The sequence below is a fragment of the Pseudonocardia sp. McavD-2-B genome (assembly GCF_024124365.1).
GTDB classification, from domain to species: domain Bacteria; phylum Actinomycetota; class Actinomycetes; order Mycobacteriales; family Pseudonocardiaceae; genus Pseudonocardia; species Pseudonocardia alni.
This window is the reverse complement of the sequence record NZ_JAMXSG010000178.1, coordinates 1-12,092: the sequence shown is the minus strand read 5'-3', so window position 1 is coordinate 12,092 and position 12,092 is coordinate 1. Positions and strand designations below refer to the sequence as shown.

Annotated in this window: 9 protein-coding genes; 4 read left to right on the top strand and 5 right to left on the bottom strand. The window is 74.8% G+C overall.

Annotation, left to right across the window (positions count from 1 at the left end; translation table 11 throughout):
* Positions 1-451: PD-(D/E)XK nuclease family protein (locus NH602_RS20910; RefSeq protein ID WP_253068694.1), on the top strand; the 451-nt coding region annotated here is incomplete at its 5' end.
* A gap of 296 nt (positions 452-747) precedes the next feature.
* Here NH602_RS20910 and NH602_RS20905 read toward each other — a convergent pair.
* Positions 748-1,596, bottom strand: coding sequence for an LLM class F420-dependent oxidoreductase (locus NH602_RS20905; RefSeq protein ID WP_253068693.1), 849 nt, complete (start codon positions 1,594-1,596; stop codon positions 748-750).
* Positions 1,597-1,676: 80 nt separating this feature from the next.
* Here NH602_RS20905 and serS point away from each other — a divergent pair, with 80 nt between their 5' ends.
* The 3 genes from serS to NH602_RS20890 all read left to right on the top strand — a co-directional run bounded on the left by serS (position 1,677) and on the right by NH602_RS20890 (position 7,896).
* Positions 1,677-2,927, top strand: coding sequence for a serine--tRNA ligase (gene serS, locus NH602_RS20900; protein WP_073578332.1), 1,251 nt, complete (start codon positions 1,677-1,679; stop codon positions 2,925-2,927).
* A gap of 505 nt (positions 2,928-3,432) precedes the next feature.
* Positions 3,433-4,443, top strand: a complete 1,011-nt coding sequence (locus NH602_RS20895; protein WP_253068692.1) for a family 16 glycosylhydrolase — start codon at positions 3,433-3,435, stop codon at positions 4,441-4,443.
* 72 nt (positions 4,444-4,515) lie between these two features.
* A complete protein-coding gene (locus tag NH602_RS20890; RefSeq protein WP_253068691.1) occupies positions 4,516-7,896 on the top strand; it encodes an ATP-dependent DNA helicase in 3,381 nt (1,126 codons plus the stop codon).
* A gap of 70 nt (positions 7,897-7,966) precedes the next feature.
* On the opposite strand, the gene NH602_RS20885 is transcribed toward NH602_RS20890, so the two are convergent.
* From NH602_RS20885 to NH602_RS20870, 4 genes are all read right to left on the bottom strand, one after another.
* Complete coding sequence (locus NH602_RS20885; RefSeq protein WP_073578335.1) at positions 7,967-9,589, bottom strand: cation acetate symporter; 1,623 nt, start codon at positions 9,587-9,589, stop codon at positions 7,967-7,969.
* Entirely contained in the window at positions 9,586-9,939 is a 354-nt protein-coding gene (locus NH602_RS20880) for a DUF485 domain-containing protein (RefSeq protein ID WP_073578336.1), read from the bottom strand. Before NH602_RS20880 ends, NH602_RS20885 begins: the two co-directional genes overlap by 4 nt.
* A gap of 189 nt (positions 9,940-10,128) precedes the next feature.
* The gene (locus NH602_RS20875) at positions 10,129-11,796 is read right to left on the bottom strand and encodes a cation acetate symporter (protein WP_073578337.1); all 1,668 of its coding nucleotides are present in this window, start codon (positions 11,794-11,796) and stop codon (positions 10,129-10,131) included.
* The coding region (locus tag NH602_RS20870; RefSeq protein WP_253068690.1) for a hypothetical protein at positions 11,793-12,092 on the bottom strand (300 nt) is incomplete at its 5' end. The genes NH602_RS20870 and NH602_RS20875, both read right to left, overlap by 4 nt.

Sequence of the window (12,092 nt, the reverse complement as noted above, 5' to 3'; positions counted from 1 at the left end):
CGGGGCCGCGCGGGCGGCCCGGCGGGTCCGGCTCCGCGGCCGGGTCGACCGGCTCGAACGCGATGACCAGGGGCGCCCGGTCGTCGTCGACGTCAAGACCGGGAAGACGGCCACCTCGGCCCGGGCCACCGCCGAGCACCACCAGCTGGCCGTCTACCAGCTCGCGGCCTCGCTCGGCGCGTTCGACCAGCTCGTCGGGGGTGGGGTGGAGCCGGGCGGGGCGCGGCTGCTGTTCCTGGCCGACCGCAAGGCCAACGGGGAGGCGAAGGAGCCGCAGCAGGCGGCGCTGCGCCCGGAGGAGATGGGGCACTGGCGCGACGTGCTGATGACCTGCGCCGAGGACTCGGCGGGTGCGGTGTTCGTCGCCCGCGCCGGGCCGGACTGCGACCGGTGCCCGGTCCGCACCAGCTGCCCCGCAGTCGAGACCGGCCGGACGGTGGTGGACGGGTGAGCGGGTCCGGTCCCGTACCCGGACGGGCCGCACACCCGGCCGTGCGGACCCGCGGTCAGGTCGTGCAGCCGGCCCGGGCTCCACACCCGCGGTGCCGGGCCCCGGTCAGGTGGTGCGGAGGGGCCGGACCCGGCGGTCGGCGCCCCGGTCGCTCCGCCCCGGCGGTCGCATCGCCGCGGTAGGCCCAGGCCAGGACCGCGACGACGGCGACGGCCGCCGCCACGATCAGTGGCGCCGGCCGTCGCAACGGTCCCAGCAGGGACGGGTCGTCGGGGGTGGGGCGCACCCGGCCCGGGCTAGCCCGCGCTGCCGAGCCCCAGCGCGCTCGCCAGCCGCCGCAGGTCGCCCTCCGGCTCGGCCATCCCGCGCGTGATGACCTGGGCACAGACGTGGTCGGCGCCGGCGTCGAGGTGCTCCTCGAGCCGGGCCGCGACCTGCTCGGGGGTGCCGTGCGCGACGAGCGCGTCGATCAGGGCGTCGCTGCCGCCGTCGTCGAGATCGGACTCGGCCCAGCCGAGCCGCTTCAGGTTGTTCCGGTAGTTGACCAGGCCCAGGTAGGGCTTCTCGACGGCCGGGCGGCCCAGGGCGCGGGCGGCGGCCGGGTCGTCGTCGAGCACGACCTTGTGCCCCGGCGCGATCAGCGCTCCGGCGCCGTAGCGCTCGCGGGTCGAACGGGTGTGCTCGGGCGTGGTCAGGTACGGGTGCGTCCCGGCGGACCGCTCACGGGCCAGGTCGAGCATCTTCGGGCCCAGCGCCGCGAGGGCACGCCCCTCGGTGGGGACGCCGAGCTCGTCGAGCCGGTTCACGTAGGCGACGAGCGCTGCGTACGGGCGGGTGTAGTCGCTGGTGGCCTCGGGGTGCCCGACGCCGATCCCCAGCAGGAACCGGCCCGGGTGCCGCGCCTCGATGCGGTGGAAGGACTCCGCGACCTCGTCGGCAGGGGTGGCCCAGATGTTCACGATGCCGGTGGCCACGGACAGCGACGTCGTCGCGTCGAGCAGCGACTCGGTCAGCGCGAGGTCCCCGGGCGGGGAGCCGCCGACCCACACCGCACCGAACCCGAGCTTCTCGATCTCCACGGCGAGATCGGGGGACAACCCGGTCTCGTGCCGCCAGACGCCGTACCTGCCGAGGGAAACACTCATGGTGGTGAGTACCACCGCGCGGGCCCGATCATTCCCGGTCCTACGATGGCCCCTCCACTACGCGAGAGGCTGGAACAGCAGTGATCGACCTCAAGGCGGCCCGACAGGACCCGGACACCTTCCGCACGGCGCTGTCCCGTCGCGGCGCGTCCGCGGACTTCGACGCCCTGCTGGAGGTCGACGCCCGCTGGCGGGAGGCCACCGACCGCGTCGGCAGCCTGCGCGCCGCGGCCAAGCAGCGGCCCAAGGGCAAGCCCACCCCCGAGCAGGTCGAGCAGTTCAAGCAGGAGAAGGAGGAGCTGCGCGCCGCCGAGGACTCCCTCGCCGCCGCCGACGTCGAGCGTTCCGAGCTCCTCGCCCGCATCCCGAATCTGCCCGACCCGACCGCCGCCGACGGCATGGCCGAGGAGGACGCGGTCACCGTCCGCACCTGGGGCGAGCCGCCGGTCTTCGACTTCACCCCGCGCGACCACCTGGACCTGGCGTCGTCGACGGGCCGGGTCGACATGGCCCGCGGCGCGCGGCTGTCCGGGTCGCGGTTCGCCTACCGTTTCGGCGACGTCGCGCGGCTCGAGATGGCCCTGTTCCGCTACGTCATGGACAAGCTCGCCGGCGAGGGCTTCGTCCCGGTGCTCGGCCCGGTCCTGGCGAACGAGCGGGCGATGTACGGCACCGGTTTCCTGCCCACCGAGGCGTCGAACCTCTACGAGCTGGAGAAGGACGGCCTCTACCTCACCGGCACCTCCGAGGTCGCGCTCGCCGGGATCCACATGGACGAGATCGTCGAGCTCGACACGCTGCCCGCGCGCTACGTCGCGTTCTCCACGAACTTCCGCCGCGAGGCCGGCGCGGCCGGCAAGGACACCAAGGGCATGTTCCGGGTGCACCAGTTCGACAAGGTCGAGATGTTCGTCTACTGCCTGCCGGAGAACTCCCAGGACGTGCACGAGGAGCTGCTCGCCCACGAGGAGTCGATCGTGCAGGAGCTGGGGCTGCCCTACCGGGTGCAGAACATCGCCGTCGGCGACCTCGGCAACCCGGCCGCGAAGAAGTACGACATCGAGGCCTGGTTCCCGGTCCAGGAGCGCTACCGCGAGATCACCTCGTGCTCCAACACCACCGACTACCAGGCACGACGCCTGAACGTCCGGTTCCGTCGCGAGGCCGGAGCGCCGACCGAGAACGTGCACACGCTCAACGGGACCGGCGCCACCGCCCGCGCCATGCTCGCGATCATGGAGAACTTCCAGGACGCGAACGGGACGGTCACGGTGCCGGAGGTCCTGCGGTCCTACGGTGCCCCCGCGACCGTCGGGAACCCGCCGGCCTGATCCCGGGTCGCAGGCGGGGTGACGCGCGCGACCTCCCGACGGGGCAACCGAACGGGGGCCCGCGCGTCCTGCTTGCGTGGAGAAATCGGGGAGTGGTGTGTCGCGGGCCGGGGAGCGCCCGGACCCGTCGCGCCACGCCGCCCCCGCCGGGTCCGACGCCCGCCCTCCCGGCTCCCACCGTTCCGAGGACCGGCCGGACACCGCGGACTCCGGTCGGCACCGCTCGCCCGAGCCGCCCGTCGACGGACGTCGTGCCGCCCGCGGACCCGTCGCCCGCCCCGAGGACATCGTGGCGTCGACCGTCGCCCTGCCCGCCGCGGACCGCGGCCCCGTCGACCGAGTCCCGGAGTCCCGCCGCTCCGTACGCGGGGTGCCCGCGCCGTCGCGCGCCGCCCCGGGGACGCGTACCGCCCCGGACCCCGTCCCCGGCCCACGCCGAGCGCCCCGGCCTCCGGCGGCAGCGCAGGCACCCGCGGTCCGGCCCCCGGTGGCGAGGACCCCCGTGGTGCGTGTCTCCACGACGCCGGAGCCGGTCGCCGCGACCTCCCGTATCCGCCCCACCGACCGCGGAGCCCGTGCCACGGTCGTCCGGGCCGAGATCCCGGACGGTGCCGGACGGGCGGACCGTGCCGGGCGGACCGAACGTCGTGAGCGCCCGGACCGCGCCGTCACCGGCCTGCGCCGCCGCATCGCGCACGGCACCGGCGCGATGGCGCTGGTGCTCGTCGCCGTCGCCGGGCTGACCTGGACCGTGCTCGTCCCGCCGGACGGCACGGCCGTCGCCGCCGACCCGGCGACCTCTGCACTGGACAACCAGCTGCCGCCCCCGCCGCCCCCGCCCCCGCCGCAGCAGTGGCGCCAGGTCGGTGGCGACGAGTTCGACGGCTCCCGCGTCGACCGCTCCGCCTGGAGCGTCTACAACTCGCCCGGCGGGTTCGGCAACGGCCTGCGCCGCCCGTCCGCGGTGGGCGTCGGCGACGGCCTGCTCACCGTGACCGCGCGCCCCCGGGCCACGGGCGGGGGCGTCTCCGGCGGTGTCGCGATGCACGACGGTCAGCTCTACGGCCGCTGGGAGTTCCGCGCCCGCACCGACGTCGGCAACGGCTACAGCCCCGCGATCCTGCTCTGGCCGGACTCCGAGCGGTTCCCCGACGACGGGGAGCTCGACATGATGGAGATCCCGTTCGGCGACCGGCATGCGGCCACCGCCTTCGTCCACTACGGCGCGCAGAACCACATCCTGTCCACCGACACCCCCGGCGACTTCACCCAGTGGCACACATTCGCCCTGGAGTGGCTGCCGGACCGGATCACCTGGTACGTCGACGGGGTGAAGAAGTGGGAGGTCACCGACCGCCGCGCGATCCCCACCACCCCGATGCACCTGGCCATACAGCTCGACCAGGGCCCGGCGTCGGGGTGGATCCCCGGCCCGGACGCGACCACCCCCGACGAGGTACGCCTGCAGGTCGACTGGGCCCGCGTCTACGCACCGGTCGACGACGCCGGCCGCTGATCCGCCGCCGGGGCCGGGCCGGGACGGCGCCGGGTGGCGGACCTGTCGGTGACGCCGGGTAGAACGGTCCGCGTGGACCCCACCCCCGCCGAGCTGGCACACGCGCTCGGTCTGCACCCGCCGACCGCGGAACAGGCCGCGGTCATCGCCGCGCCCGCCGGGCCGGCGCTCGTCGTCGCCGGGGCGGGGGCGGGCAAGACCGAGACGATGGCGGCCCGCGTCGTCTGGCTGGTCGCGACCGGCCGGGTGCTGCCCGAGCAGGTCCTCGGGCTCACCTTCACCCGCAAGGCCGCCCAGCAGCTCGGCACCCGCGTCCGGTCCCGGCTGCGCCGCCTCGCCGGGGCCCGGCTGCTCGACGACCTGGACCCGTCGGGTGCGCGGCGCGCCGCGCTGCTGGCCGGCGAGCCCACCGTCGCGACCTACCACGCCTACGCCGGTCGCCTGGTCGGTGAGCACGCGCTGCGGCTGCCCGCCGAGCCCGCCGCCCGGCTGCTCGGCCCGACGGCGGCCTGGCAGCTGGCCCACCGGGTCGTCTCCACCTGGGCCGCGGACCTGGAGATCGACCGGGTCCCCGCGACCGTCACCGGCTACCTGCTCTCCCTGGCCGGGGAGCTGGGGGAGCACCTCGTCGAACCGGACCAGGTGCGGCGCCTCGCCGAGCGGATGCTGCCGGTGCTGGAGCACGCCCCGCCCGGCAAGCGGCAGCGCGCCGAGCCCTCGGCCGGGTACAAGGCCCGCATCGCCGGGCAGCGGATGCGCTGCGAGCTGCTGCCGCTGGTCGAGGAGTTCGCCCGGCGCAAGCAGGCCGAGCAGGCCATGGACTTCGCCGACCAGATGGCCCTCGCGGCCCGGATCGCCGAGGCCGACCCGGAGGTCGGGCGGATCGAGCGTTCCCAGTACCGGGCCGTGCTGCTCGACGAGTATCAGGACACCGGGCACGCCCAGCGGGTGCTGCTCCGCGCCCTGTTCGGCGTGCCGCCCGGGCTCGCCCCGGAGCCGGACGACGGCCCGGACCACCGCTCGGTCACCGCGGTCGGCGACCCCTGCCAGTCGATCTACGGCTGGCGGGGCGCGAGCGCCGGGAACCTGGCGCGCTTCCGCACCGACTTCCCCGCCGCGGGCGGTGACCCCGCGCCCGTGCACGGGCTGCTCACCAGCTTCCGGAACCCGGCCGAGGTGCTCGTCCTGGCCAACCGGGTCTCCGAGCCGCTGCGGACCGCGCCCGGCACCGTGCGGGTGGGGGAGCTGCGCCCGCTCGACGGCGCCGGCCCCGGCGACGTCCGGGCCGCCCTGCTGCCCGACGTCGCGGCCGAGGTGGCCTGGACCGCCGACGGCATCGCCGAGCGCTGGCACGCCGGCCACGACGAGGGCACCCCGCCCACCGCGGCGGTGCTGGTCCGGCGCCGCTCCGACATGGACGCGCTCGCCGCCGCGCTGCGCGACCGGCGGGTCCCGGTGGAGGTGGTCGGACTCGGTGGGCTGCTGTCCACCCCCGAGGTCCGCGACCTCGTCTCCGCGCTGCGGGTGGTGTCCGACCCGCTCGCCGGGCCGGCCGCCGTCCGGCTGCTGACCGGGCCGCGGTGGCGGCTCGGGATCGCCGACCTGGCCGCGCTGTGGCAGCGCGCCCGCGAGCTCGTCCCGCACCGCCCGGCCCGCCCCGGGCCGCTGTCGGCCGCCGACCTGGCCCTCGGTGCACTGCCCGGCGAGCAGGCCGAGCAGGCCGGTCTCGTCGACGCCCTCGACGACCCGGGTGGCCCGGAGCGCTACTCCCCGGCCGGGTTCGACCGGATCCGGCGGATCGGCCGTGAGCTCGCCCAGCTGCGCGCCCGCACCGCGGCCCCGCTGACCGACCTGGTGGCCGACGTCGAGCGGACCTTGCTCCTCGACGTCGAGACGATGGCCCGCCCCGGCCCCACCGGCCGGGCGCACCTCGACGCGTTCGCCGACGTCGTCGCGGACTTCGCCGCCGGTGCGGACGTGCCTTCGCTACCGGGTCTGCTCGACTATCTGGAGACCGCCGAGCAGGCCGAGGAGGGGCTGACCCCCGGCGAGGTGGAGGTCGCGCCGGACCGGGTGCAGATCCTCACCGTGCACGCGGCGAAGGGGCTGGAGTGGGAGGTCGTCGCCGTCCCGCACCTGGTCGCGCAGGTCTTCCCCGGCCGGAAGATGTCCGGCTCCTGGCTGAAGGACCCGGCCGCGCTGCCGGTCCCGCTGCGCGGCGACGCCGACGACCTGCCCGGCCTGCACCTGCCCCCGCCCGGCGCCGACCGCAAACATGTCGAGACCGCGCTCGACGACCACGACGACGCCCTCGACGAGCGCCGCCTCGCCGAGGAACGCCGGCTGTTCTACGTCGCGCTCACCCGGTCCGAACGGGTGCTGCTGGTGTCCGGGCACCGCTGGCCCGCGACGGGGGAGAAGCCGAAGGAACCGTCGGTGTTCCTGACCGAGCTCGCCGAGATCCTGGAGGGCCCCGGCGGCTCCGAGGTCGGTGTGCTGGAGCAGTGGGCACCGCCGCCCGAGCTGGACACCGGCAACCCGGCGCTGGGCGTCGAACGGACCGCGCAGTGGCCGCCGGACCCGTTCGGCGACCGCGCCGACGACGTGCGCTCCGGGGCCGACCTGGTCCGTACCGCGCTGCGGGCCCGGCGCCCGAAGCGGCCGCGCCGCGCCGCGCCCGCCGACCAGCTCGCACTGGAGCTGCCGGCGGCTCCCGACGCGGAGCCCGGGGCCGGCGTGGTCGACGCCGAGGGTGATCCCGAGGGCTGGGCCGCCGACGTCGACGTCCTGCTCGCGGAGCGGGCCGCCGCCGCGCAGCGGCCCACGGTGTCGCTGCCCGGGCGGCTGTCGGTGAGCCGGCTCGTCGAGCTCGCCGACGACCCGGACGCGCTCGCCGTGCGGCTGCGCCGTCCGGTGCCGATGCCGCCCGACCAGCACGCCCGCCGCGGCACCGCGTTCCACGCCTGGCTGGAACAGCGCTTCGGCGCGGAACGCCTGCTGGACATCGACGAGCTGCCCGGCGCCGCCGACGAGTCGGTCTCCTCGGAGGCCGATGCGACCGAGCTCGCCGAGCTGCAGGCCGCGTTCGAGGCGTCGGAGTGGGCGGACCGGCGGCCCGTCGACGTCGAGGTGTCTTTCGAGACGGTGCTGGCCGGGGTCGCCGTGCGCGGCCGGATGGACGCGGTGTTCGCCGACCCCGACGGCGGCTGGACGGTCGTGGACTGGAAGACCGGTCGCCTGCCCGCCGAGGACCGCAGGCAGGCGGTCGGGGTGCAGCTCGCCGCGTACCGGCTGGCATGGGCGGCACTGCAGGGCGTCGAGCCGGACCGGGTGCGGGCGGCGTTCCACTACGTCCGCGACGGCGTCACCCTGCGCCCGGCGGACCTGCTCGACGCCCGCGCGCTGCACGACCTCGTCGCCGGGGTGCCGACCGTCTCCGCCGCCGAGGTGTAGCCGCAGGACGCGGAGAGCCCGCGCCCCCGGGGACGGGGACGCGGGCTCTCCGCGTGGGGGTGGCCTGCGGTCAGTGCGCCTCGGCCTTGGCGATGCCGGCACCGGTCAGGGACCGGACCTCCATCTCGGCGTACTTGCTGCCGTCGTGGCGCTTCTGCCCGATGTAGGTCCCGACCACGCCGAGCAGGAACGACAGCGGGATCGAGACCAGGCCGGGGTTGGCCAGCGGGAACCAGGCGAAGTCCACACCCGAGAAGATCGACGTCTCGGCGCCCGACACCACCGGCGAGAAGACGATCAGCACCAGGGTGCTGATCAGACCGCCGTAGATCGAGAACAGGCCGCCGGTGGTGTTGAACCGCTTCCAGAACAGCGAGTACAGGATCGTCGGCAGGTTCGCCGACGCCGCCACCGCGAAGGCCAGCGCCACGAGGAACGCGACGTTCTGGTCCTTCGCGAGGATGCCACCGACGATGGCGACCACGCCGATCACGATCGCGGTCCGCCGGGCGACCCGGACCTGGGTGGCCTCGGTGTCCTCGACCTCGCCCCGCTTGATCACGTTGATGTAGACGTCGTGCGCGAACGACGCCGACGCGGTGATCGTCAGCCCGGCGACGACCGCCAGGATCGTCGCGAACGCGATCGCGGCGATGATGCCGAGCAGCACCGGTCCGCCGAGGGCTGCGGCGAGCAGCGGCGCGGCCGAGTTCACCTTGCCCGGCGCGGCCTGGATCGCCTCCGGCCCGACCAGCGCACCGGCCGCGAAGCCGATGACCAGCGTGAACAGGTAGAACAGGCCGATCAGCCAGATCGCGACCTCGACCGAGCGGCGGGCCTCCTTGGCCGTGGGCACGGTGTAGAAGCGCATCAGCACGTGCGGCAGGCCCGCGGTGCCGAGCACCAGGGCGATGCCGAGCGAGATGAAGTCGATCTTCGAGGTCAGCGACGCGCCGTACTGCTGGCCGGGGGCGAACAGGCCCTCGCCCTTGGGGGAGCCGTCCGCGGCGGCCTGCATGATCGACGAGAAGTTGAAGCCGAACAGCGCCAGTGCCCAGATCGTCATGACCAGCGCGCCCACGATGAGCAGCACCGCCTTGATCATCTGGACCCAGGTGGTGCCGCGCATGCCGCCGATGAGGACGTAGGCGATCATCACGACGCCGACGACGGCGATCACGACGCCCTGGGCGAACCCGCCCGAGATGCCGAGCAGCAGCGAGACCAGTGCACCGGCACCGGCCATCTGCGCGAGCAGGTAGAAGAACGACACCGCCAGGGTGGAGGTGGCCGCCGCGGCGCGGATCGGGCGCTGCTTCATCCGGAACGCCAGGACGTCGCCCATGGTGAAACGGCCGGTGTTGCGCAGCAGCTCCGCGACCAGCAGCAGCGCGACCAGCCACGCGACCAGGAAGCCGATCGAGTAGAGGAAGCCGTCGTAGCCGTTGATCGCGATGGCGCCGGCGATGCCCAGGAACGACGCCGCCGAGAGGTAGTCACCGGCGATCGCGAACCCGTTCTGGGTGCCGGAGAAACCCCCGCCCGCGGTGTAGAAGTCGGCGGCGGTCTTCCTCGCCTGCCGACTGTTGACGTAGAAGACGATCCCCAGCGTCACGATCACGAACGCCAGGAAGATGGAGATGTTCAGCGCCGGGTTGCTGTCCGCGGTCGCCGCCAGGACGGTCGGGCTCATCGGGTTCCCTCGATCTCTCCGCGGAGCTTCGACGACAGCGGGTCGAGCACACGGCCGGCGAAGCGGATGTAGACCACGGTGATCGCGAAGGTGGACACGAACTGCAGCAACCCGAGGACCAGACCCAGGTTGATGTTGCCCAGCACCGGGATCGCCATGAAGTCCGTCGCGAACGTCGCGAGCAGCACGTACAGCAGGTACCAGGCCAGGAACCCGGCGGTGACCGGGAAGACGAACCCACGCAGACGCCTGCGCAGCTCCTGGAAGTCGGGGCTCGCCTGTGCGGCGGCCCAGTCGGGAGTTCCCGGCGTCGGACCGCCGGGCTGCTCGTCGGACTCGGTCGTACTCACGTATGCCTCCTTGCACAAGCCACGCACGGCCACGGGACCGGACCCAGGAAAGGGCCTTCGGGCCGTGTGCGGAACCCCACACGCACGCTCCGGGCGGCCCAAGATGCAAGCGGCCGACGACCGGACGATCGAGCGCGGCACCGAACGACGAGCGGTCTTGACTCCGATGTCGCCGCTACGCTAAAGCGCTCACTCCCGATCGGCCAGATGGAGCCGCAGCATCGTAGCTTCCGCGTCCGACGGAACGTGATCGCCCAGTGACACGGCGATCATGACGAGGAACGCGCAGGGCACCGACCACAGCGCGGGCTGGGCGAGCAGCATGCCCGCCGTCCCGCCGAGCCCGAGCGCGGCGCCCAGCGCCATCGACCCGACCGTCGCGAGCAGCCCGGTGACCATCCCTGCGTACGCGCCGCGCGCGGTCAGCCCCTTCCACCACAGGCCGAGCACCAGCAGCGGGCAGAACGTCGACGCCGCGACGGTGAACGCCGAGGTCACCGCCGCGCTGACGTCGACGCGCACCATCAGCAGCGCCGCCGGTACGACGGCCGCCGACGCGGCCAGCGCGGTCAGCCGCAGCCGGCGCAGCCCCGAGGGCATGAGGTCGTGGGCGAGCGCCCCGGACAGCGCGAGCAGCAGCCCGAGCGAGGTGGCCAGGAACGCGGCGAACGCCCCCGCGGTGAGCATCGCGGTCAGGGCCGCCGCGGTGCCGCCGCCGGTGACCCGGCCGGGCAGCGTGACGATCGCGGTGTCGGTGCCCTGCGACAGGTACAGCTCGGGGGTGAGCACCGTCCCGAGCAGCCCGTAGACGATCGGGAACAGGTAGAACGCGCCGAGCATCGCGACGGTGATCGCCGCGGTGCGCCGGGCGCCGCGCCCGTCCGGACTGGTGTGGAAGCGCACGATGATGTGCGGCAGCCCCATCGTCCCCAGCGCTGTCGCGACCAGCACCGACCAGGTCGTCAGCAGCGGCGAGGTATCGGCGGTGCCGAGCAGCGGCAGTGCCCACTCGGCGCCGCCGGGCACCGGCAGCGACGCCCCGTCGCCGCCCAGCTCGGGCACGGCGGCACCGTCGGGGAAGACCCAGACGGCGTCGGCGGCGGCGTGGTGCGGGCCGGGGGTGAGCGGGACCGGCATCCCGTCGACGACCACGACGGTCGGCTCGGTCAGCACGAGCTCGGTGTCGAGCCGGAAGTCCACCGGGGTCTCGGCGGTGAACCGGGTGAACTCCGGCGGGGCGACCATGTCGGCGCGCAGCTGCGGCCCGGCGAGCAGCAGCAGCCAGATCGCGGGCCCGGCGAACAGCAGGAGCTTGAGCGCGAACTGGAACGCCTGCACGTAGGTGGCGGCGCGCATCCCGCCCAGCGCCAGGGTCAGGCCGACGGCGAGCCCGGACACCACGACCCCGACCCAGTAGTCGACGCCCGACACCAGCGTGAGCAGCTGCCCGGCCGCGACGATCTGCGGCACCAGGTAGAGCACCGCGATCACCACGACGACCACCGCGCAGAACCGGCGCAGCGACCGCGACCCGAGGCGGGCCTCGGCGAACCCGGGCACGGTCAGTGCGCCCGAGCGGCGCATCGGCGCGGCGACCAGCGCGAGCATCAGCAGGTAGCCCGCGGCGAACCCGACCGGGTACCAGAGCGCCCCCGTGCCCTCCTTGATCACCAGCCCGGCGACGCCGAGGAACGACGCCGCCGACAGGTACTCCCCGGAGACCGCGGCTGCGTTGAGCATCGGCGAGGTCCGCCGGGACGCGACGAGGAAGTCCGAGGTGGTGCGCATCGCCGCGACGCCACGTGCCCCGATCAGCACCGTGACCAGCAGCAGGGCGACGACCGCGGCGGCCGTCACGGGCGTTCCGCGCGTTCGGCCCGGCGCAGATGCCACCACGCCAGCCCGCCGAGCAGCGGGTACGGGAGCCAGGCGACCGCGATCCAGCCCAGCGGGAGCCCCCCGACCCGCCACTGGGCCAGATCCGGCGCGAGCCGCAGCAGCACCGGCAGCCCGAACAGCAGCACCGCGGCGCAGGCCAGGGTGACCACGGCGCGCCGCAGCTGGGCCCGGCGCAGCCCGCGGGCCCGCTCGGTCAGCCCCGGGTCGAGCGCCGCGGCCGGCTGTGGGCGCGGTACGGCGGTACCCCGCTCGGC